A 20,595-nucleotide genomic window follows, 5' to 3' on the forward strand; every position below is an offset into this window, starting at 1 on the left:
GCCACGCTAACTCAGCGCGGCACGCGCGCGGCAACCGGACTACCGTGGAATCCATGAGCGATGACGCACGTGATTACCCGGCCGATCCGAAGGCGCTCACCGACGCCGACTGGCGCGAGCGCCTCAGCCCCGCCGCCTTCCGGGTGCTCCGGCAGGCCGGCACCGAAGCCCCGTTCACCGGCGAGTACACCGACACCACCACGGAGGGCATCTACCGCTGCCGGGCCTGCGGCGCCGAACTCTTCCGGTCCGATGCGAAGTTCTCCTCGCACTGCGGCTGGCCGTCGTTCTTCACGCCACTCGCCGGCGATGCGGTGATCGAGCGCCGTGACGACTCGCTCGGCATGGAGCGCGTGGAGATCCTGTGCGCCAACTGCCACAGCCATCTCGGCCATGTCTTCGCCGGGGAGGGCTACGACACCCCCACCGATCTGCGGTACTGCATCAACTCGGTCAGCCTGGACCTGGACACGTCCGCCGACGGCTGAGCCTGCCGAAGGCTCAGGGCAGGGCGGCGACCAGCGTCGCCGGCTCCACCCGGGGGCCGGTGAAGAAGGGGATCTCGACGCGGACGTGGTAGCGGGCCTCGGTGGCGCGCAGGTCACGCATCAGGTCGACGATGCGGTACAGCTCGGGTGCCTCGAAGGCGAGCAGCCACTCGTAGTCGCCGAGCGCGAACGCGGGCACCGTGTTGGCGCGCACGTCCTTGTAGCCGCGGGCCGCCTTGCCGTGGTCGGCGAGCATCTTGCGGCGGTCCTCGTCGGGCAGCAGGTACCAGTCGTACGACCGCACGAACGGGTAGACGCAGACGTAGTTCCCGGGATCCTCCCCGGCCAGGAACGCCGGGATGTGGCTCTTGTTGAACTCGGCCGGGCGGTGCAGCGCGGCGGCGCTCCAGAACGGTTCGCTCACCTTGCCGAGCAGGGTGGTGCGCTGGAACGAGCTGTACGCGTCCTGCAGCTGCTCGATGGTCTCGGCGTGCCACCAGAACATGAAGTCGGCGTCCCCGCGCAGTCCGGCGACGTCGTAGATGCCGCGGATCACCACCCCCTTGCCCTCGACCTCGGCGACGAACCGCTCCAGATCGGCGATCACCTCGCTCCGATCGTCCGGCAGCTCCCCGGCCCGGATCTTGAAGACCGAGAACATCAGGTAGCGGATGGTGGCATTGAGTTCGTCGTAATCCAAGCGAGCCATGACTCCCATAGTGCCACTGCGCCCGGGGCCTGATGGCCGTGGGCCCACCCGGTCTGGTCTCAGAACGGTGGTGGGCCGTAGGCGGCGTCGGCGCGTTCGCGGGCGCGGCGCAGGCGGGCGCGTTCGGCGCGGCGCCAGGCGTGTTTGTAGGCGGTGGCGGCCCGGAGACCTCCTCCTGTCACGTTCCCGCCGGCGCCGTCCGACCGTGCCGGGCCCGGTGGCGGTGGTTCCGGTGGCGCTTGGGCTTGATGGGCACACCTGACCCCGGTGAACTGGGGCAACAGCCACTGATTCTCCGCGCGGGTCTCGGAGGTCGTGCCGTGGAGGGTGATCGCCGTCCACACCACGCCCTGCTGGTCGATCCACTGCTCGTCGACCCATCCGTCTTCGGGATTGGCCGCCCCGAGGAAGGTCTTCAACAGGTGATGACGCTTGCACTTGGGGCCGATATTGCACAGACAGGTCGGGCCGCCGGAGGCGGGGCAGATCTGGTTGAACTCCTCACAGTGGTCGAGTTCGCAGTTCCAGGCCGGCTGCTCGCATCCGGGCACGGTGCAGGTGCCGAACAAGGCGCGGACCAGGACACTCAGGGCTTCGGTGGGCCGGTACGGGTCGGCGGGCTGGGCCTGACCGTTCAGGAACGCCGGCGGCACCTCGTGCCCGTCAACAAGCTCGCCGCGCGTCCCGGACCGTCCGGCATCAGTGCGCTCGGCATCAGTGCGCTCGGCATCGGGCTGCTCGGGGTTGCGGTGATGCCGGAGCTCGGCCGCGTGGCCGCCGGACGGGTCGTCCTCCTGGCGGCCGTCGGTGTCGTTCTCGCGGTTCTGGGCCGCAGTGGCGTTCGGGTCCTGCTTGGCGTGGGGGTCGGTGTCGTGTCCGTCGGGCGACTCGGCGGCGACCGGCTCGACACTGTTGCTGTCTTCGGGTGGCGCCGTGACCGGGGGACGGCGCTGCAGGAGCGCACCGAGGTCGAGGTCCCGGACGAGAGTGTCTGGGCGTTGTGCGAGGTCCCGGACGTGGCCGGCGCTGATCGGGCCGTGCCCGTCCAGATGGGCCGGTTCGTCGTTGTCGCCGGTGAGGGTGCTCTTCTGGCAGACCGCGTGCACGATGATCCGGGCCTGCCGCTCGGATATCTCCTCGGCATTGAGCGTGGCAGTACAAGCCTCCTTGTCGGTGCACGCGCAGGTAAACGGGAGCCGGCGCAGGCGGGCGATCGCCGCGGCCGAACGGAGCATGCCCTTGGTACGCGGGTCATTCGGGCAGACCCCGGCGATCATCGCCTCGACCGATTCGTAGGCCAGGCGGGCTTCTTCGGCGTCGGCGGTGATGTTGATCCCGCCCAGACCGTCGGGGTAGTCGCGATTGGTCATGTTCTTACGGCGCCGGGCCTTCTCCCGCCGTTTGCGATCGGCGTCGGCGTCACGTTTGTTCACGATCCGGTCGGCGATCCGTTCGGCCGCCCTCTCGGAGATGTGCCCGGCGATGGCGAGCGCATCAGCGAGATCCTGGTCGACCTGGGCCATGATCTGGCCGTCGTCGACGATGTCGGTGCGGTGGGCCACCTTCTCGAACATCTCCGGCGAGATGACAGTCCGGCGGAGCAGGTCCGCGGTGGCGGGGAGTCGTTCGGCGGCCGCGATCGCCACGCCGACCAGGGCGCGGGAGGCCCGCCGGTTCCCGGCGAAATAGATCGCGAAGAATTCCACGGCCAGTGTGTAGGGGTCGAACAGGTCTTTCTGGTCTTCTCCGGCGCAGACGCGGTCGTCGAGGGTGGCCAGCTCGATGTCGAGGAACTGCCCGACGGCGAACAACTGTTGTGAGTACAGGTACGTCTGGCCCCGCCAGGCGGCTTCGGCGTAGACCGCCCATGACCGGCACTGGGCCTTCTCGTCGTCGTTTTCGTCGGCGGGGACCATCCCGGCCGCGGTGAGATCGATCCCCGCCCAGCGGGAGGTGAACGCGTCGTCGATCACGTCGGTCGTCATGATGGTCACCTCCCCCAAGGGCTCATTGTTCGACTTGTCTATGATCTACGATACAGACACATCACGGTGTGTGCCACCCGACTTTCTGTACCGTCACCACGACTATATGACCTGGTTACGACAATAATCAGCCACGCGGAGGCGGTCACCCGATCACATCGAGTCGACGGCGATTCGCCCACAGAAGTTGAACGATCGCGGTGACATGTTCGAATAGATCGAGTCGAGGTGCTTGCCTTCGACTCGCCTCCTCACTGCGTTCGTCGGCGGCTCAGGCTGCGGACTACGGCGGGCCACGGCGAACTCAGGCGGCGGACTGCGGCGAACTCACGGCGAGCTCGGGCGGCGGACTGCGGCCGTCGTCATGCTGGGAGATGATCGACGATCCGCGCCGCCGCCCGCCGGGCCGAGCCGATGCAGGCCGGCACGCCGACGCCGTCGAACGCCGCACCGGCGAGCGCGAGTCCCGCGGGCAGCGAGTCCCGCGCGCCGGCCATCGCGGCCAGGTGACCGGGCGCGTATTGCGGCAGCCCCTCGGGCCAGCGCTGCACCACCGTGTGCTCGATCACCGGCGCGGCCAGGCCGGCGCCGGCGAAGTAGGTCGCCAGATCCTCTGCGGCCCAGGTGAGCAGGGTGTCGTCGTCGGCGGTCACCGGCTCACCGAGCCGCCCGAACGACACCCGCAGCACCGGCGGACCGGACTCCGCCAGGTGCGGCCATTTCTGCGACGACAGGGTGACCGCCTTGCTGCGCATGCCGGCGTCGGAGGCCACCAGGATCCCGGAATGCCCGGGCAGCGCCGTGCCCGGCGCGAGGACGCAGCCGACGACGGCCGACCCGGCGGCCGGGACCTGCGACAGCGTCGCCGCCGACTCCGGCGCCACCGCGGCCAGCAGCGTCGCGGCCCGCCACGGCGGCACGGCGACGATCACCGCGTCGTAGTCGCGCGCCGCACCGGCGGCGTCGAGCACATAGCCGCCGCGATCCGCTTCGATCCGGTGCACCGGCGTCTCCGGGAGGATCGACGCGCCGCTCGCCCCGGACAGCACCTCGACGAGCCGGCGGTAGCCGCCCCGCAGCGCGCCGAACACCGGGCCGTCCGGCGACGGGGCCGCGAGGATCCCGCGCACGGCGGAGGTCAGCGAATCGGCGCCCGCGTCGAGCGCCGCGGCGAGCGCGGGCACGGTCTCGGCGAGACCGAGGTCGTCGGCCCGCGCCGAATACACCCCGCCGAGCATCGGGTCGACGCTGCGCGCCACCACCGCATCGCCGAAGCGGTCCCGCACCAGGGCGCCCACCGACACCGCCGCACCGGGTGTCCAGTTCAGCGGACGGGCGGCCTCGCCGTCGATCAGGGCCCGGTCGGCATCACCGATCAGCGCACCCATCGCCGCGGCGCCGTCCGGTACGCCCATCACCGCGGGCCGCGGCATCGGATGGAGCCGTCCGCCGGACCAGATCGCCGGTCGCAGCGGTCCCGGCGACACCACTTCCCCGGCCAGTCCCAGCTCGGTGACCAGCGCGAGCGCCTCGGGCCGCCGGATGATGAACGCCTCGGCGCCCACATCCATCGCGACGGGGCCGGCGTGGCGGGTGCACAGCAGTCCGCCGGGGCGGTCGGCGGCGTCGTACACGTCGATGGCGGCGTCCGCGCCGAGCCTCCGGCGCAACGCGTAGGCGGCGGTCAGACCGGAGACGCCGCCGCCGACGACCGCGATCCGCGGCGTCATAGCGAGTGGATCAGTTCGACGGCGCGGGTGATCGCGCCGGCGTCGGTGTTCGGCAGCACCCCGTGGCCGAGGTTCAGGATGTGGCCGCGCGCGCCGGCGTCGACGGCCCGCTCCCCCTCGCGGATGATCCGGGACAGTTCGCGCGTCAGCACCTCGTCGCCGGCCATCAGCACCGTCGGATCCAGGTTGCCCTGGAGTGCGACGCTCCGCTCACCGGAGCCGCAGCCGACCCGCTGCGCGGCCACGTCGAGCGGCACCCGCCAGTCGACGCCGATCACGTCGGCACCGACCCGGGTCATCGCGGACAGCAGTTCACCGGTGCCGACGCCGAAGTGGATGCGTGGCACCCCGAAACCGGCGATCTCGGCCATCACCCGCGCCGAATGCGGCGCCACGTAGGTCTGGTACTCGGCCTCCGACAGGGTGCCGGCCCAGGAGTCGAAGAGTTGCACGGCGTCGACTCCGGCCTCCAGCTGCGCGGTGAGGAACGCGATGGTGATGTCGGTCAGCTTGCCCATCAGCCGGTGCCACAGCGGGGTGTCGGCGCGCATCATCGTCTTGGTGTGCTCGTAGGTGCGGCTGGGGCCGCCCTCGATCAGGTACGACGCCAGGGTGAACGGTGCGCCGGCGAAGCCGATCAGCGCGGTGGTGCCGGCCAGTTCGTCGAGGATCAGCGAGATCGCCGCGGTGACGGCGCCCACCTCACCGGGTTCCAGGCGCGGCAGAGCGTCGACGTCGCTCGCGGTGCGCACCGGCTGCGCGATGACCGGCCCGGTTCCGGCGACGATGTCGAGATCGATGCCCGCGGCCTTGAGCGGCACCACGATGTCGGAGAACAGGATCGCGCCGTCGGTGTCGTGCCTGCGGACCGGCTGCAGGGTGATCTCGCAGACCAGCGCGGGATCGAAACACGATTCGAGCATGCCGCGGCCGGCCCGGATCTCGCGGTACTCGGGCAGCGAGCGTCCGGCCTGCCGCATGAACCACACCGGCCGCCGGGACGGCTGCCCTCCGGTCGCCGCCGCGATAAGCGGCATCCCATCCGAATTCCGCCGCGCCCGGTGCATCGAACTCATGTCCCCAACAATGCCATGTTCGCCTCGTGACCTCTATTCCGGACAAGCGGAGTTCAGCGACCTGCGCAGCATCGCTGCGTTAATATCGCCGAGCTGCGCGACCGCGCCGTCACATCCGATAGGAGAGAGCGACACATGGCCGAGACAAACGCGGGCTGGTACGACGACGGTTCCGGCACTCTGCGGTGGTGGGACGGGCAACGATGGACCGAGCAGACGCAGGAACCGCCGAAGAAGGGTGGCGTCAGCGGGATGCTCCAGCGGATCCAAGACGAGGCCTCGGCGGGTGCGCGCCCACGTCCGGCCGCAAGTCCGGCGGCTGCGGCGAGTCCCGCTGTTCCGGCCGGCGCGCCGGGCGCAGCGCCGACCCCCGCGACAACGGCGCCGGCCACCGGCGGCATGAGCTATGTCGTTCTCCAGGTGGTGCTGAAAGAGAAATTCTTCGGAACGGGGTCAGGCAATCTCACCGAGCTGGAAAACGCGATCAATCGTCAAGCGGCGCTCGGCTACCGGCTCCACACAATCAGTACCGCCGCCGCGGGCAGCAAAGGCCTAGGCGGCGGCGACCGAATCCAGGCGACGCTGGTCTTCGAGAAGCTGCCCTGACATCGTTCCCGTTGGCAGCACCGTCTCCGGCGCGCCTAAGAACCCGATAAGTCCCAACACACTAATGTGACGCGTGTGACAACAGGAGCACAGTCGGAACCCGCCGATTTCACCGCCGCCGTGCAGTCGCTGCACGGCGCGTCGATCCGCGGGGAACTCGAGGTCGGATCGATCCGCCCGCCGCAGCGTCTCGCGCCGTACAGCTACGCGCTCGGCGTGGAGGTGGCTCCGCCGGACGTCACCGACCCGTCCCTGGTGCCCGCCGATTCCGCGGGCAGCGCCTTCGGCCGCCTGGTCCTCCTGTACGACCCCTCCGGCCAGGAGGCGTGGAACGGCACGTTCCGGCTGGTCGCGTTCATCCAGGCCGAGGTGGAGGCCGACCTCGCCAACGACCCGCTGCTGCCCGAGGTGGCCTGGGAATGGCTCACCGAAGCGCTCGGCGTGCCGAGCGGCAGCACCGAATCACTGCCCCCGCTCGGCTCGGACACCCCCGCGGTGGTGGCGCTGGGCGGCACGGTGACCGCGACCACCTCGGTGCGGTACGGCGACATCGCCGGCCCGCCGCGCGCCCATCAGCTGGAACTGCGCGCGTCGTGGACGCCGACCAGCAGCGCCCTCGCCGGACATCTGGAGGCCTTCTGCGAGGTCCTCGCCAGTGCGGCGGGGCTCCCGCCTGCGGGCACCTCCTCGCTGGGACGGCCGAACCTCCGGTGACCGCGCCAGAGCCGTCCCCGCTGCTCGCCCCGGCCGACGGGGTTCCGGACCTGCTCGCCACGCCGGACGAGTTCACCCGCGCCGCCGAGTCACTGGCCGCGGGCACCGGACCGATCGCCCTCGACACCGAGCGCGCCAGCGGCTATCGCTATTCCCAGCGCGCCTATCTGATCCAGATCCGGCGCACCGGCTCGGGCACCTTCCTGATCGACCCCATCGAGCATCCGGATGCGCTCGGCCCGCTGATCGACGTGCTCGACGGCCCGGAATGGATCCTGCACGCCGCCGACCAGGATCTCCCCTGTCTCACCGAGCTCGGTATGCGCGCCACGTCGCTGTTCGACACCGAACTGGCCGGCCGGCTGCTGAACCTGCAGAAGGTCAATCTGGCCGCGATGGTCGCGCACTTCCTCGGACTCGGCCTGGCGAAGGGGCACGGCGCAGCCGACTGGTCGCACCGGCCGCTGCCCGCCGAGTGGCTGAACTACGCCGCCCTCGACGTCGAGGTGCTGGTCGAGCTGCGCGCGGCCATGCGCGCCGCCCTGGCGGACGCGGGCCGGCTGGAGTGGGCCACCGAAGAGTTCGCCTACGAGCTGCGCAAGCCGCCCCCGTCGCCGCGCACCGACCGGTGGCGCCGGACGTCGAACATCCATACCCTGCGCACGCAGCGCCAGCTCGCGGTCGTCGCCGAGCTGTGGGCGGCGCGCGAGCAGATCGCGCAGCGGCGCGACATCGCCCCGGGCCGCGTCCTGCCGGATTCGGCGATCATCACGGCCGCCACCGCCGCGCCCACCACCGAGGCCGCGCTCACCGCGCTGCCGGTCTTCGGCGGCCCGCGCCAGCGTCGTCAGGCCCGGGTCTGGCTCGACGCGATCACCCGCGCTCTCGCGCTCGACGAGAAGCAGTTACCGCCCCGCAAACAGCCGGTCGTCGGCCTGCCGCCGGTCAACCGGTGGGAGCAGCGGAATCCGCCGGCCGCGGCCCGCGCCCACGAGGTACGTCCGGCGATCAAGGAACTCGCCGACCGCATCGGCCTGCCCGCCGAGAACCTACTGGCCCCCGACGTCCTGCGCGAACTGTGCTGGACGGGCATCGAGCCGGCGGGTCCGGGTGAGGTCGACGCCTGGCTCGACGCGCACGGCGCGCGCCGCTGGCAACGCGGCCTGACGGCCGAGCCGATCGCCGAGGCGCTCGGCGCCGCGGCAGGACTCAGCGCAGCCGCGGATCCGCCGCGATCGTCGTGACCAGATCGCCGGCGGTCAGCCCGAAGTCGGCGAGCAGTTCGTCGCGGGTGGAATGCGTCACGAACTGCTGCGGCACGCCGAGCTGACGGACCGGGACGTCCACGTGCGCCGCCGAGAGTGCCTCGGCCACGGCCGACCCCACTCCGCCGTGCACGCCACCGTCCTCCAGGGTCACGACCAGCGTCGCCTCGCGGGCCTGCTCGACGATGGATCCGGGCACCGGCAGCACCCAGCGCGGATCGACGACCAGCGCGCCGATGCCCCGTTCCGCCAGTCCGGCGGCGACGTCGATGCCCAGCTGCGCGAACGCGCCCACCGCGACGAGAAGCACGTCGCCGTCGCCCGTCGCCGGCCTGGACAGCACGTCGACGCCGTCCGGCAGCCGGTCGATCGCCGGGATCTCTTGCGGCACAGCACCTTTCGAGAAGCGCACCGCGGTGGGTCCGTCGACCGTGTCCAGCGCCTCGGATAGTTCCTCGCGCACCGTCACCGCGTCACGCGGCGCCGCCACCCGCATCCCGGGCACGATCGACATCAGTGACAGATCCCACATGCCGTGGTGGCTGGGGCCGTCCGGTCCGGTCAGTCCCGCGCGATCGAGAACGACCGTCACCGGCAGCTTGAGCAGCGCGACGTCCATCAGCAACTGGTCGAAGGCGCGGTTGAGGAAGGTCGAGTAGATGGCGAGCACCGGGTGCAGGCCGCCGAGCGCCAGGCCGGCGGCCGACGTCATACCGTGCTGTTCGGCGATGCCGACGTCGAACATGCGATCCGGGAACCGCTCCCCGAACGCCCGCAGGCCGGTCGGGCCGGGCATCGCGGCGGTGATGGCGACCACCTCGGGCCGCGCGGCGCCCTCGGCGACCAGTGCGGCGGAGAACACCGAGGTCCAGTCCTCGACGGCGGCGCCGTGGGCGACACCGGTGGCCGGATCCATCTTGGCGGTCGCGTGCATCTGCTCGGCGACGTCGTTCTCGGCCGGCGCGTAACCCATGCCCTTGCGCGTGACCGTGTGCACGATCACCGGCCCGCCGAAGGCCTTCGCCTGGCGCAGCGCCTCTTCGAGGGCGGGCAGGTCGTGCCCGTCGACCGGGCCGACGTACTTGATGCCCAGATCGGAGAACATCGCCTGCGGGGCGACGAGATCCTTCACCCCGCTCTTGAGTCCGTGCAGCACCGCGTACGCCGCGTCGCCGACCACCGGCGTCCCCTGCAGCATGCGGCGGCCGCCGGCCAGGAACTTCTCGTAGCCCGGCTGCAGCCGCAGGCCGGACAGATGCCGCGCGAAGCCGCCGATGGTCGGCGCGTACGACCGCCCGTTGTCGTTCACGACGATCACCACCGGACGGTGGCTGTCGGCGATGTTGTTCAGGGCCTCCCAGCACATGCCGCCGGTGAGGGCGCCGTCGCCGACCACGGCGACCACGGTGCGATCCTGTCCGGTCAGCTCGAAGGCCTTCGACAGACCGTCGGCGTTCGACAGCGCGGCCGACGCGTGCGACGACTCGATCCAGTCGTGCGGGCTCTCGCTGCGATCCTGGTAGCCGGTGAGGCCGTCGCGCTGGCGCAGGGTGTCGAAACCGTTCTTGCGGCCGGTGACGATCTTGTGCACGTAACACTGGTGCCCGGTGTCGAACAGGATCGGATCGGTCGGCGAATCGAAGACGCGGTGGATCGCGAGGGTCAGCTCGACGACACCGAGATTCGGGCCGAGATGCCCGCCGGTGGCGGCCACCTTCTCGATCAGGAACTCGCGGATCTCGCCGGCCAGCTCGGTCATCTCCGCATCGGAGAGCTTGGCCAGGTCCGCCGGCGAATCGACCCGATCGAGCACACCCATGCGAACCTCCTGCGGACCGACGTCCATCTCACGACGCGAACCGCCGGGGCTTCGGCGGAGCGATGGAGCCATTCTACGGACTCGCCAGAAGCGCGATCGCCTCCGTGTGGTGTGACAGTGGGAACGCGTCGAAGGCCCGCCAGTCGATCACCCGGAAACCGTGCCGGACGTAGTCGCGCAGATCGCGGGCGAAGGCGGCGGCATCGCAGCCGATGTGCACGACGGCGCGCGGCCCGGCGTCGGCGACGGCCGCGATGACGCCGGCTCCCGCGCCCTTGCGGGGCGGGTCCGCGATCACCAGGTCGGGGGCCTCCAGGCCGCGCACGACGCGGGCGGTATCGCCGCGATGCAGCCGCACCGGCGCGTCGGCGAGGGCCTCGTGCGCCGCCGCGAGCGCTTCCGGGGCGGTCTCCACCAGGTCGATCCGGGCGACCGGCGGCACCCCATCCATCGACCCACCGTCGAGCAGCGCGGCGCCGAGCACGCCCGCCCCGCCGTAGAGGTCCCACACCCGCAGCGGTCCGGCCCCGTGGATCCGGGCGGCGAAGTCCCGGACGGTGGCACCGTAGGTCTCCGGCGCCGCGCGGTGGGCCTGCCAGAAGCCGCTCACCGGCACCCGCCAGGTGTGGCCGCCGACGCGCTGGGTCACCAGTTCGTCACCGTCGAGCATCCGGGTGCGGCGCGGTGCGGCCGCGGCATGTCGTGCCCGCTGGGCGGCCCGGCGCGACCCGGCGGGTCCCCGCCCGCCCGGCGCCGGTGCCAGTTCGGCGACGTGCCGCCGGCCGTCGGAGCCGACCGCCACGGCCAACTCGGTCCCCGGGGCCGCGTCGAGATCGCCCAGCCCGCGGAGCATTCCCGGATCCGGCGCGGCGCACGGCTCGGTGACCAGCTGCGACGATCCGCGCGACCGCAGCCCCGGCACCCCGTCGCGGCCGACCGCGAGCCGGGTCCGCACGCGCCAGCCGGCGACGCCGCCGGACAGTTCGGTGACCGCGGGCGGCGGCGGGACGTCGTCGCCGCGCAGGTGCCCGATCCGGGCCAGGACATCGGCCAGGGCCCCGGCGCGCAGCGTCGCCGCGTAGTCGGGGCGGGCGTAGTCCAGGTCGCAGCACCCGGCCCCGGCGGCCGCGGCCGGGCAGAGCGGGGCCACCCGCTGCGGGGAGGCTTCCAGGACCCGGGTGACATGAGCCTTCGCGTACGCAGCCTTCGCGTCGTCGATCCGTACCCGGACCCGTTCGTCCGGCAGTGCGCCGGTGACGAAGATCACCCGGCCCTCGGGGTCGTGGGCGATGCCCGCGCCGCCGTTGGCGTATCCGGTGACCGCCAGCTCGAGCTCCTCGCCCACCGTCATCGCTCGTTGGGCGGGTTGACGCCGAACCCGCGGCGGGTGTCGCCCGGTGCGACGAAGTCGGCCTCGTTCCGCCGCGCCGCGCGGTTCGATGAGTCCAGCTGCCACGGCACCGAGGTCACCATCACCCCCGGCTCGAAGAGCAGACGCGTCTTGAGCCGCAGCGCCGACTGGTTGTGCAGGATGTGCTCCCACCAGTGGCCCACCACGTACTCGGGGATGAACACCGTCACCACGTCGCGGGGCGATTCGCGGCGGATCCGGCGCACGTAGTTGATCACCGGGCGGGTGATGTCGCGGTACGGCGAGGCGATCACCTTCAGCGGGATGTGGGTGTCGCTCTCCTCCCAGCGCGCCACCAGGGTGCGGGTGTCCCGGTCGTCGACGTTCACGGTGACCGCTTCCAGGACGTCCGGCCGGGTGGCCCTGGCGTACCGCAGCGCGCGCAGCGTCGGTAGTAGCAGCGAGGAAACCAGCACGATCGAATGCGTCCGGCTGGGCAGCACCCCGTCGTCCTCGGCGGCGGCCGCCTCCAGTTCCCGCTCCACCGACCGGTAATGCCGATGGATGAGCTTCATCACGGCGAACAGCACGACCATCGACACGATGGCGATCCACGCACCGGCGGTGAACTTGGTGATCAGCACCACCACCAGCACGGTGCCGGTCATCACCATGCCGACCGCGTTGACCACCCGTGCCCGATTCATCCGATGCCGGGCCGCCGGATCCGTCTCGGTGGTGAGCAGCCGCGTCCAGTGCCGCACCATGCCGGTCTGGCTCAGCGTGAACGACACGAACACGCCGACGATGTACAGCTGGATCAGCGAGGTGACCTCGGCGCCGAAGGCGACGACGAAGGCCAGCGCCGCCACCGCGAGGAAGACGATGCCGTTGGAGAACGCCAGGCGATCGCCGCGGGTGTGCAGCTGCCGCGGCAGGTACCGGTCCTGGGCCAGCACCGACCCGAGCACCGGGAAGCCGTTGAACGCGGTGTTGGCGGCGAGCAGCAGGATCAGGGCGGTGACGACGGCGATGAAGAAGAAGCCGACCGGGAAACCGTGGAACACCGTCTCGGCCAGCTGGGCGATGATCGATTTCTGCTGGTAGCCGGCAGGCAGACCGTGCAGTTCGACCTTCGGATCCATCACGTACTTGGCGTGCAGGCGCTGGGCCAGCAGCACGATGCCCAGCAGCAGCACGATCGAGAACGTCCCGAGCAGCAGAAGCGTCGTCGCCGCGTTGCGCGACTTGGGCTTGCGGAACGCGGGCACGCCGTTGCTGATCGCCTCAACACCGGTGAGCGCGGCACAGCCCGAGGAGAACGACCGCGCGATGAGGAAGACCATCGCGAGCGCGGTCAGATTGTTCTGCTCGGCGACCAGTTCGTAGTGCGCGGTCGGCGCCTCCAGATCGCGGCCCATCGCGAAGATCTGCACGAAGCCCCAGGCCAGCATCACCAGGACCCCGAGGATGAACGCGTAGGTCGGGATCGCCATGAAGACGCCCGACTCCTTGATGCCGCGCAGATTCACCGCGGCGATCAGCGCGATGCCGATCACACAGAAGATCAGCTTGTGCTGATGGACGAACGGCACCGCGGAACCGATGTTCTCCGCCGCCGAGGTCACCGAGACCGCGACCGTCAGCACGTAGTCGACCAGCAGCGCGGCCCCGACGGTGAGGCCCGCGTTGGGCCCCAGGTTGACCGTCGCCACCTCGTAGTCGCCGCCGCCGGACGGGTAGGCGTGCACGTTCTGCCGGTACGAGGCCACCACCACGACCATCACCGCGGCGACGGCCAGACCCACCCACGGCGCGAACGAATAGGCGCTGATCCCGGCCACCGACAGCACCAGGAAGATCTCCTGCGGGGCGTAGGCCACCGAGCTCATCGCGTCCGAGGCGAAGACCGGAAGGGCGATGCGTTTCGGGAGCAGCGTGTGCCCCAGTCGGTCACTGCGGAAGGGCCGACCGAGCAGCAGTCGTTTCGCCGCGGTCGTCGCCGTCGTCATTCCAGGCACTCCGCGACTGTAGACCCGCCGCCGGGTAACGTCCATCGCGTGCGCGTAATCATCATGGGCTGCGGGCGGGTGGGGGCCGGGCTGGCCTCGGCCATGTCACGCCGGGGCCATCACGTCGTCGTCATCGACCGCGACGAGTCCTCTTTCCATCGTCTCGCCGACGATTTCCGTGGCCGCACCGTCCACGGTGTCGGCTTCGACCGGGATGTCCTGATCGACGCCGGAATCCAGACCGCGGATGCCTTCGCCGCCTGTTCCTCCGGGGACAACTCGAACATCATCTCCGCGCGCGTGGCGCGCGAGACCTTCGGCGTGGAGCGGGTCGTGGCCCGGATCTACGACGCCAAGCGCGCCGCCGTCTACGAGCGGCTGGGCATCCCGACCGTCGCCACGGTGCCGTGGACCACCGAGCGCTTCATCACCGCGCTCGGCGAGACTCCCCGCGTCCCGCTCTGGCACGACCCGACCGGTTCCCTGGTGCTCGCCCAGGTGACCGTCCACGAGGAGTGGCTCGGCGTCAGCTGCGCCAAGTTCCAGTCACTCACCGGCGCCCGCGTGGCCTTCCTGGAACGCATGGGCAGCCCGGTGCTCCCCGAGCCGCGCAGCGTGCTGCAGGCCGGCGACGAGGTCTTCGTCGCGACGCCGGCGGCCAATCTCGACCACGCCCGGGCCACCGCCGCCCTGCCGCCCTCCGAAGGAGACAACGAATGAAGGTCGCCATCGCCGGCGCCGGCGCGGTCGGCCGGGCCATCGCCCGCGAGCTCGTCACCGCCGGGCACGATGTGACGCTCATCGAGCGCGACGCCGGCCACCTCGACCCGAGCGCCCTCCCCCTGGTGACGTGGCTGCACGCCGACGCCTGCGAGCTTCAGGACCTGGAGAAGGCCCAGTTGCAGACCTTCGACGTGATGGTCGCCGCGACCGGCGACGACAAGGCCAACCTGGTGGTCAGCCTTCTGGCGACCACCGAGTTCGCGGTGGGCCGGGTGGTCGCGCGCGTCAACGACCCGCGCAACGAATGGCTCTTCACCGACGACTGGGGCGTCGACGTGGCGGTGTCCACGCCGCGGCTGCTGGCCGCCCTCGTCGAGGAGGCCGTCTCCATCGGCGATCTGGTGCGTCTGATGACGTTCCGGCAGGGACAGGCCAATCTGGTCGAGCTCACCCTCCCCGACGACACCCCGCTCGCCGGCAAGCCGGTCCGCAAGCTGGCGCTGCCCCGGGACGTGGCCCTCGTCACCATCATCCGCGGCCGGCGGGTGATCGTGCCGCAGCCGGACGACCCGATCGAAGGCGGCGACGAACTCGTCTTCATCGCCCCGGAAGAGGCCGAGCACGACCTCCAGCAGGCCATGCTGTCCACGCCCTGACCTGCACCGAAAACCCGAATTACCCTGCATGACAAGGACTTTCGTCCTTTCTGAGACCTTGCGCACTTAAATGCGCATCACAGATTCCGATTATGTTTTGATCGGTCCGTGCAACTGACGCGCTTCACCGACATCGGCCTCCGGGTGCTGATGCGCCTAGCCTCCGACGACGGCGCCACCACCCGCACGGCGCGGGATCTGGCAGCCGAGCTGGAGTTGCCGCGCACCCACGTCTCGAAGGTCGTCAGCCGCCTCTCGGAGATCGGCGTCGTCCATTCGCGTCGCGGCCGCGACGGCGGCCTCACCATCACGCCGCTGGGCCGCACCGCCCGCCTCGGCTGGCTCACCCGCACCCTCGAGGGCGACGACGAACTCGTCGAGTGCACGCCGCCGTCGGGCCCGTGCCCGTTGCTGCGCACCTGCCGGCTGCGCGGCGCGCTGGCCCGCGCCCAGGAGGCGTTCTACGCCAGCCTGGACACCCTGACCGTCGCCGATCTGACCGTGCCGAGCGCCGCGGCGGCGGTCCTCCCACTGATCTCCCGTGCCGAGGTGGCACGGGCCGGCGAGCCGCATGGCCGCCGCGCACTCCCCAGCCCCACCCCAGAGAACAGGAATCGATCATGATCTCCGACCAGACGCGTGACGTCCTCGCCGCGACGCTGCCCGCCGTCGAGGGCGCCCTCGACGACATCACGCCGAACTTCTACCAGCGGATGTTCTCCGCGCACCCGGAGTTGCTCGACGATCTGTTCAACCGCACCAATCAGAAGATCGGCACCCAGCCGAAGGTGCTGGCCGGGTCGATCGCGGCCTTCGCCCGTCTGCAGCTGCATCCGGACCGCGAGCAGCAGCGCATCATCATCGACCGGATCGCGCACAAGCACGCCTCGCTCGGCGTGATCGCCGATCAGTACCCGATCGTGCACGAGCACCTGTTCGGCGCCATCGTCGAGGTCCTCGGCGAAGCGGTGACCCCCGAGGTCGCCGCCGCCTGGGACGAGCTGTACTGGGAGATGGCCCACGTCCTGATCGGCCGCGAGAACGAGCTGTACGAGCGGGCCGGCGTCACCCCGGGCGACGTCTGGCGCACCGTGCGCGTCGTCGGCCGCGACCAGGTGGCGCCCGACGCCGTGTCGTTCACCGTCGCCGCGACCGACGGCACCGCCCTGCCGTCCTTCACGCCGGGCCAGTACATCTCCGTCCAGGTCCCGCTCGCCGACGGCGCCCACCAGATCCGCCAGTACAGCCTCACCGGCGCGCCCGGCGAGCCGACGTGGCGGTTCTCGGTGAAGCTCGACGGCGAGGTGTCCGGCTACCTGCACGAGCGCGCCTTCGAGGGCGATGAACTGCGGGTGTCCACCCCGTTCGGCGACCTCACCCTCCCCGAGGGCGACGGGCCGCTGCTGCTGGCCTCGGCCGGAATCGGCTGCACCCCGGTGATCGGCCTGCTCAACTACCTGGTCGAGACCGGTGACCGCCGCCCGGTGACGGTGCTGCACGCCGACCGCTCGCGGTCGCGCCAGCCGCACCGCGGCGAACTGGCCCGGCTGGTCAAGCGACTGCCGGACGCCAGCCTGGAGCAGTGGTACGAGAACGGCCTCGACGCCGGGGACGGCACCCGGGTGGGCCTGATGTCGCTCGACGACATCGCCATCGACCCGGAGACCGTCGCGCTGCTCTGCGGCCCGGCCGGCTTCCTCAGCGCGGTGCGCGGCTCACTGCTGGAGAAGAATGTCCCCGAGGACCGGATCCACTACGAGACCTTCGGTCCGGAGCTGGTCCGCGTCGGCGGCCGCGGCTGAATCCCGCGGACGATACTCCCCACGGAAAGTAAGAGGTGACCTCGATGAACGGTGCGCTGTCGGCCGGAGTCGCGCTGGTGTTCTGCTGGTTCGGGATGGTCGTCGCCATCTCGTTCATCGAGGCGCCGCTGAAGTTCCAGGCCCCGGGGATCACCATTCCCCTGGGCCTGGGCATCGGCCGCCTGGTCTTCCGGGCGCTGAACTCGGTGGAGTCGGCCCTGGCGGTCGCCCTGATCGTGCTGGCGGTCGTGGGCGAAGGCTGGCCGTCCGCCGCGCTGGCCGGACTCGGCGTCGCGATCGCCGCCCTCGGCGTGCAGGTCGTGGCGGTGCGCCCGGCCCTGACCCGGCGTTCCGACGCGGTGCTGGCCGACCCGGAGAACGTTCCGGCTCAGCGGAGCCACGCACATCTGGTGTACGTAGCGTTCGAAGTGATCAAGGTGGCCGGACTGCTCACGGCCGGTATCGCGGTGCTGAGCTGAGTCGACGAGCAGCCCGGGTCAGTCGTTGATCGAGTGCAGCTCGTAATACGGGTTGTAGATGGTCTTGACGCCGTCGGCGACGGCGACGCGTCCGCGGACGGTGAGCCGGCGGCCGGGCTCGATCCCCGGGATCCGGCTGCGGCCGAGCCACTTGAGGCGGACGGTGTCGCTGCCGTCGAAGAACTCGGCGATCACGCCGGTCTTGGCGTTCCGTGAACAGGTCTGGACCGAGCGCAGTTCGCCGACCATGGTGGCCTCGTCGCCGCGGCAGCAATCCTTGGCGCGCTGCGCACCGGGCTCCGAACACTCGCGGTCTACGCGATCGTCCTCGAGGACATCGAGATCCTCGGTGAGCATCCGCCCCAGGCGCTTGAGAAGTCCTGAGTGAGACATGCGATCCTCCGACTGACGGAATTGTGTGCGTCCACACTGTACAACGCGGAGAAAGCGGGAATATGCCCACCGTGATCCTGATGGCCGGAACCGGCTCGGACGACGACTACCTGCGCCGCGCCTTCGGCCCCGCGGTGACCGGTGCGGGCGGCACACTGCGGGCGCTGGCACCGTCCGCGGACCTGCTCGGCGGCTACCGCGCCGAACTCGATGCGGCCGCCGCGGCCGCCCGCGCCGGCGGCGAACGGATCGTCGTGGGCGGGGTGTCCCTCGGGGCCGTGGTCGCCCTGGATTGGGCGCTGCGCGACGGCGGCACGGTCTGCGCGGGCGTGTGGGCGGCGCTGCCGCCATGGTCGGGCGCACCCGGTGAGAGCCTGGCGGCACTGTCGGCCCGGCTCACCGCCGACACCGTCGAACAGGACGGGCTGGAGCCGGCGATCGCCGGGATGGCCGCGGGCAGTCCGGCCTGGCTGGCCGCCGAACTGAGCCGGTCGTGGCGGGCACTGGCCGACCGCGACCTGGTGGGTCAGTTGCGGATCGCCGCCTCGGCGACGGCGCCGACGGTCGATCAGATCGCCGGGCTCCAGGTGCCGCTGGCGATCGCCGCCGCGCCCGACGATCCGCTGCATCCGATACGGGTCGCCCGCGAGTGGGCGGCCGCGGCGCCCCGCGCCGCACTGACCGAGGTCTCGCTCGCCGAGTTCGGGCCGGATCCGCGCCGGCTGGGCGATGCCTGCCTCGCGGCCTGGCACCGCGCCGGCGGCCGCACCGGGTGGTGAGCGGCTAGCGGCGCCGGCGGCGCCGTCCGCGCAGCCGCGCCATGGCCGAGCCCTCCGACGGCGGACGGGCCGCTTCCGGCTCCGGCTCACCCGTCTCGATCACGTCCTCGTCTTCGGTGAAGAAGGTCGCCGCGGCGGCCTGTTCGACGGCCCCGCCGGGCACCACCTCGTCGGTCTCCTGCGCGGCCGGTGCCGCGGCCGAGGGCGCGTCGTCCAGCGACGACGCCGCCGGTGCGGCGACTCCGGCCTCGGCGGCCATCTGTTCCTGGGCGGCGGCCACCTGCTCGGCCAGCACCGGAGGCAGCACCAGCGGCAGCACCTCGCGCGGCGGGAACGGCTCCTTGCCGCGCCGCACGACGGTCTCGGCCAGCACCGCGCGGGCCAGCTGCGCGAGCTGCGCGCTGTCGCCGTCGGGGCCGCTGGCCACGCACCGGACCATCCAGCGGGGTCCGTCGACGCCGATGAACCGGTGCTCGCCGCCGGGGACCCGGGCGATCACCTCGCGGCCCCAGTGGCCGTCCTCGACGCTGGTCGCGGCGCCCTCGGCGCCGAGCGATTCGGCCAGTTCCCGGGCCACTTCGCGCCAGAGCCCGCCGGAGCGGGGTGCGGCGAAGGCATGGATTCCGATCCGGCCCACCGGGGTCACCAGGTACACCGCTTCGGGCTGGTGGTCGGCCGACATCTCGACCGTCACCTGACCGCCCTCGACCACCGGGACCAGGACCGAGCCCAGGTCGAGATGCGAGTTCGCGAGTTCGTCGGCCCGGGTGGTCAGGTCGCCGAGATCGTAGGGTCCGGCGGTGTCGCCGATCTTGTGCGTGGTTGCCATGTCCGAAATCATCCCTCCGTGGTCGCCGGGGCGTCGCCGGCCAGGATCGCGTGGCCACCGCTGGAGCCGTAGCCGCCCGTTCCGCGCTGTGTGTCGTCCAGTTCGCTCACCTCGACGATCTCCGGGAGTTCCACCCGCTGGACCAGCAGCTGCGCGATCCGGTCGCCGCGCGAGATCACGATCGGCGCCTCCGGGTCGAGGTTGATCAGGCAGACCTTGATCTCGCCGCGGTACCCCACATCGATGGTGCCCGGCGCGTTCACGATCGACAGCCCGGCCCGCGCGGCCAGCCCGGACCGCGGATGCACCAGCCCGACGGTGCCGGCCGGCAGAGCGATCGCGATCCCGGTCCCGACCACCTGGCGACGGCCGGGTGCGAGTTCCAGATCGGTCGTCGAATACAGGTCGACGCCCGCATCCCCGGCGTGCGCGCGCTGCGGCAGCGGCAGGTCGGGGTCCAGGCGCACCACGCGCAGTGGTTCGTAGCTGATCGGTTGCGAGGTCACGGGACGCCACCTTACTCGGCGGTCCCGGGCCCGGCCGGGACGCGGGTGAGATGTGCCACGGCGTGAGAAGGCATCGATCCGCCGCCGGGAACCACTCATCTAGTCTGGATCTCGTGACCGACTCGAGTTCCGCCGCCGACCGATACTCCGAGCGGCTGACCGTTCCCTGGTGGTGGTGGGTGTTCGGCGCCGTCGTCGTGGCCCTCCTCGGCTACGAGGCCCAGCTGGCCGCCTACCGGCAGGCGTGGAGCGTCGTCTTCTATCCGGTCCTCGGTGTCCTGGTGGCCTGGCTGCTGTTCTCGATGAGCCGGATGCAGGTCCGGGTCGACGCCGACGGGGCCCTCCACGCGCACAAGGCCGTCCTGCCCGCCGAGGTGGTCGGCCGCGGCGCCGTCGTGCCCGCCTCGGCCCGCAGCGCGGCGATGGGCCGCCAGCTCGACCCGGCGGCGTTCCTCGTCTACCGGTCGTGGATCAAGCCGATGGCACTGCTGGTGCTCGACGATCCCGACGACCCCACGCCGTACTGGCTGGTCTCCACGCGCCACCCGGACAAGGTGCTCGCCGCGATGGGCATCACCGACGCCGGTGCCGCCGCGGCCGACGGCCAGATCGACGCCACCACCTGACGACGCCACCACCTGACGACGCCACCACCTGACGACGAAGGCCGGCC

Annotated in this window: 21 protein-coding genes; 11 read left to right on the forward strand and 10 right to left on the reverse strand. The window is 71.3% G+C overall.

The annotated features are described in order from the left end of the window. Positions 1-53 precede the first annotated feature (53 nt). Complete coding sequence (msrB, locus tag MYK68_RS10840) at positions 54-488, forward strand: peptide-methionine (R)-S-oxide reductase MsrB (RefSeq protein ID WP_247863657.1); 435 nt, start codon at positions 54-56, stop codon at positions 486-488. Positions 489-501: 13 nt separating this feature from the next. On the opposite strand, the gene hemQ is transcribed toward msrB, so the two are convergent. The 4 genes from hemQ to hemE form a co-directional block, all read right to left on the reverse strand. Next, the gene (gene hemQ, locus MYK68_RS10845) at positions 502-1,197 is read right to left on the reverse strand and encodes a hydrogen peroxide-dependent heme synthase (RefSeq protein WP_247863658.1); all 696 of its coding nucleotides are present in this window, start codon (positions 1,195-1,197) and stop codon (positions 502-504) included. Positions 1,198-1,256: 59 nt separating this feature from the next. Continuing rightward, positions 1,257-3,182, reverse strand: coding sequence for an HNH endonuclease signature motif containing protein (locus MYK68_RS10850; protein WP_247863659.1), 1,926 nt, complete (start codon positions 3,180-3,182; stop codon positions 1,257-1,259). A gap of 362 nt (positions 3,183-3,544) precedes the next feature. Further along, positions 3,545-4,912, reverse strand: a complete 1,368-nt coding sequence (gene hemG, locus MYK68_RS10855; RefSeq protein ID WP_247863661.1) for a protoporphyrinogen oxidase — start codon at positions 4,910-4,912, stop codon at positions 3,545-3,547. Continuing rightward, positions 4,909-5,949, reverse strand: a complete 1,041-nt coding sequence (hemE, locus tag MYK68_RS10860) for a uroporphyrinogen decarboxylase (RefSeq protein ID WP_247868018.1) — start codon at positions 5,947-5,949, stop codon at positions 4,909-4,911. Before hemE ends, hemG begins: the two co-directional genes overlap by 4 nt. 174 nt (positions 5,950-6,123) lie before the next feature. Here hemE and MYK68_RS10865 point away from each other — a divergent pair, with 174 nt between their 5' ends. The 3 genes from MYK68_RS10865 to MYK68_RS10875 all read left to right on the forward strand — a co-directional run bounded on the left by MYK68_RS10865 (position 6,124) and on the right by MYK68_RS10875 (position 8,552). Continuing rightward, positions 6,124-6,594, forward strand: a complete 471-nt coding sequence (locus MYK68_RS10865; RefSeq protein WP_247863663.1) for a DUF2510 domain-containing protein — start codon at positions 6,124-6,126, stop codon at positions 6,592-6,594. Between the two features lie 75 nt (positions 6,595-6,669). Beyond that, the gene (locus MYK68_RS10870; RefSeq protein ID WP_247863665.1) at positions 6,670-7,308 is read left to right on the forward strand and encodes a DUF3000 domain-containing protein; all 639 of its coding nucleotides are present in this window, start codon (positions 6,670-6,672) and stop codon (positions 7,306-7,308) included. Further along, positions 7,305-8,552, forward strand: a complete 1,248-nt coding sequence (locus tag MYK68_RS10875; protein ID WP_247863667.1) for an HRDC domain-containing protein — start codon at positions 7,305-7,307, stop codon at positions 8,550-8,552. Before MYK68_RS10870 ends, MYK68_RS10875 begins: the two co-directional genes overlap by 4 nt. Here the strand turns inward: MYK68_RS10875 and dxs are convergent. The 3 genes from dxs to MYK68_RS10890 form a co-directional block, all read right to left on the reverse strand. Beyond that, the gene (gene dxs / locus MYK68_RS10880) at positions 8,518-10,392 is read right to left on the reverse strand and encodes a 1-deoxy-D-xylulose-5-phosphate synthase (protein ID WP_247863668.1); all 1,875 of its coding nucleotides are present in this window, start codon (positions 10,390-10,392) and stop codon (positions 8,518-8,520) included. The two genes, MYK68_RS10875 and dxs, sit on opposite strands and share 35 nt — an antisense overlap. A 73-nt stretch (positions 10,393-10,465) precedes the next feature. Next, positions 10,466-11,743: a class I SAM-dependent RNA methyltransferase gene (locus MYK68_RS20790; RefSeq protein WP_283255209.1), complete on the reverse strand. Its 1,278-nt coding sequence runs from the start codon at positions 11,741-11,743 to the stop codon at positions 10,466-10,468. Beyond that, positions 11,740-13,755, reverse strand: a complete 2,016-nt coding sequence (locus MYK68_RS10890; RefSeq protein ID WP_247863669.1) for an APC family permease — start codon at positions 13,753-13,755, stop codon at positions 11,740-11,742. The genes MYK68_RS20790 and MYK68_RS10890 overlap by 4 nt, the downstream gene beginning before the upstream one ends. A 48-nt stretch (positions 13,756-13,803) precedes the next feature. Between MYK68_RS10890 and MYK68_RS10895 the strand changes: the two genes are divergently transcribed. The 5 genes from MYK68_RS10895 (at position 13,804) to MYK68_RS10915 (ending at position 17,415) form a co-directional block, all read left to right on the forward strand. Next, entirely contained in the window at positions 13,804-14,475 is a 672-nt protein-coding gene (locus tag MYK68_RS10895; RefSeq protein ID WP_247863670.1) for a potassium channel family protein, read from the forward strand. Next, positions 14,472-15,134 (forward strand): potassium channel family protein, encoded by a 663-nt coding sequence (locus tag MYK68_RS10900; protein ID WP_247863671.1) that lies wholly within the window; start codon positions 14,472-14,474, stop codon positions 15,132-15,134. The genes MYK68_RS10895 and MYK68_RS10900 overlap by 4 nt, the downstream gene beginning before the upstream one ends. Positions 15,135-15,242: 108 nt before the next feature. Further along, entirely contained in the window at positions 15,243-15,758 is a 516-nt protein-coding gene (locus tag MYK68_RS10905; protein WP_247863673.1) for an RrF2 family transcriptional regulator, read from the forward strand. Then, positions 15,755-16,936: a globin domain-containing protein gene (locus tag MYK68_RS10910; RefSeq protein ID WP_247863674.1), complete on the forward strand. Its 1,182-nt coding sequence runs from the start codon at positions 15,755-15,757 to the stop codon at positions 16,934-16,936. Before MYK68_RS10905 ends, MYK68_RS10910 begins: the two co-directional genes overlap by 4 nt. Positions 16,937-16,980: 44 nt before the next feature. Continuing rightward, positions 16,981-17,415 (forward strand): hypothetical protein, encoded by a 435-nt coding sequence (locus MYK68_RS10915; protein ID WP_247863675.1) that lies wholly within the window; start codon positions 16,981-16,983, stop codon positions 17,413-17,415. A gap of 18 nt (positions 17,416-17,433) precedes the next feature. Here MYK68_RS10915 and MYK68_RS10920 read toward each other — a convergent pair whose 3' ends face one another. Beyond that, positions 17,434-17,808, reverse strand: a complete 375-nt coding sequence (locus MYK68_RS10920) for an OB-fold nucleic acid binding domain-containing protein (protein WP_247863676.1) — start codon at positions 17,806-17,808, stop codon at positions 17,434-17,436. A 62-nt stretch (positions 17,809-17,870) separates the two neighbouring features. Between MYK68_RS10920 and MYK68_RS10925 the strand changes: the two genes are divergently transcribed. Continuing rightward, a complete protein-coding gene (locus MYK68_RS10925) occupies positions 17,871-18,587 on the forward strand; it encodes an alpha/beta hydrolase (RefSeq protein ID WP_247863678.1) in 717 nt (238 codons plus the stop codon). 4 nt (positions 18,588-18,591) lie between these two features. Here MYK68_RS10925 and MYK68_RS10930 read toward each other — a convergent pair whose 3' ends face one another. Next, complete coding sequence (locus MYK68_RS10930) at positions 18,592-19,416, reverse strand: DUF3710 domain-containing protein (RefSeq protein ID WP_247863679.1); 825 nt, start codon at positions 19,414-19,416, stop codon at positions 18,592-18,594. A gap of 8 nt (positions 19,417-19,424) precedes the next feature. Continuing rightward, on the reverse strand, positions 19,425-19,922 hold the full coding sequence (gene dut, locus MYK68_RS10935; RefSeq protein WP_247863680.1) for a dUTP diphosphatase: 498 nt from the start codon (positions 19,920-19,922) through the stop codon (positions 19,425-19,427). Between the two features lie 113 nt (positions 19,923-20,035). On the opposite strand from dut, the gene MYK68_RS10940 reads away from it, so the two are divergent. After that, positions 20,036-20,548 carry a DUF3093 domain-containing protein gene (locus MYK68_RS10940; protein ID WP_247863681.1) on the forward strand — a complete coding sequence of 171 codons (513 nt, stop codon included), beginning with the start codon at positions 20,036-20,038 and terminating at the stop codon, positions 20,546-20,548. Positions 20,549-20,595: the final 47 nt, after the last annotated feature.

The organism is Gordonia sp. PP30 (genome assembly GCF_023100845.1).
Taxonomy (GTDB): domain Bacteria; phylum Actinomycetota; class Actinomycetes; order Mycobacteriales; family Mycobacteriaceae; genus Gordonia.

Excerpts from the sequence above, each read along its gene's own strand:
- dxs (WP_247863668.1), bottom strand. The coding sequence starts at position 10,392 with ATGGGTGTGCTCGATCGGGTCGATTCGCCGGCGGACCTGGCCAAGCTC.
- MYK68_RS20790 (WP_283255209.1), bottom strand. The coding sequence starts at position 11,743 with ATGACGGTGGGCGAGGAGCTCGAGCTGGCGGTCACCGGATACGCCAAC.
- MYK68_RS10915 (WP_247863675.1), top strand. The coding sequence starts at position 16,981 with ATGAACGGTGCGCTGTCGGCCGGAGTCGCGCTGGTGTTCTGCTGGTTC.
- hemG (WP_247863661.1), bottom strand. The coding sequence starts at position 4,912 with ATGACGCCGCGGATCGCGGTCGTCGGCGGCGGCGTCTCCGGTCTGACC.
- MYK68_RS10900 (WP_247863671.1), top strand. The coding sequence starts at position 14,472 with ATGAAGGTCGCCATCGCCGGCGCCGGCGCGGTCGGCCGGGCCATCGCC.
- msrB (WP_247863657.1), top strand. The coding sequence starts at position 54 with ATGAGCGATGACGCACGTGATTACCCGGCCGATCCGAAGGCGCTCACC.
- MYK68_RS10920 (WP_247863676.1), bottom strand. The coding sequence starts at position 17,808 with ATGTCTCACTCAGGACTTCTCAAGCGCCTGGGGCGGATGCTCACCGAG.
- MYK68_RS10890 (WP_247863669.1), bottom strand. The coding sequence starts at position 13,755 with ATGACGACGGCGACGACCGCGGCGAAACGACTGCTGCTCGGTCGGCCC.
- MYK68_RS10865 (WP_247863663.1), top strand. The coding sequence starts at position 6,124 with ATGGCCGAGACAAACGCGGGCTGGTACGACGACGGTTCCGGCACTCTG.
- MYK68_RS10925 (WP_247863678.1), top strand. The coding sequence starts at position 17,871 with ATGCCCACCGTGATCCTGATGGCCGGAACCGGCTCGGACGACGACTAC.
- hemQ (WP_247863658.1), bottom strand. The coding sequence starts at position 1,197 with ATGGCTCGCTTGGATTACGACGAACTCAATGCCACCATCCGCTACCTG.
- MYK68_RS10930 (WP_247863679.1), bottom strand. The coding sequence starts at position 19,416 with ATGGCAACCACGCACAAGATCGGCGACACCGCCGGACCCTACGATCTC.
- MYK68_RS10910 (WP_247863674.1), top strand. The coding sequence starts at position 15,755 with ATGATCTCCGACCAGACGCGTGACGTCCTCGCCGCGACGCTGCCCGCC.
- MYK68_RS10850 (WP_247863659.1), bottom strand. The coding sequence starts at position 3,182 with ATGACGACCGACGTGATCGACGACGCGTTCACCTCCCGCTGGGCGGGG.
- hemE (WP_247868018.1), bottom strand. The coding sequence starts at position 5,949 with ATGCCGCTTATCGCGGCGGCGACCGGAGGGCAGCCGTCCCGGCGGCCG.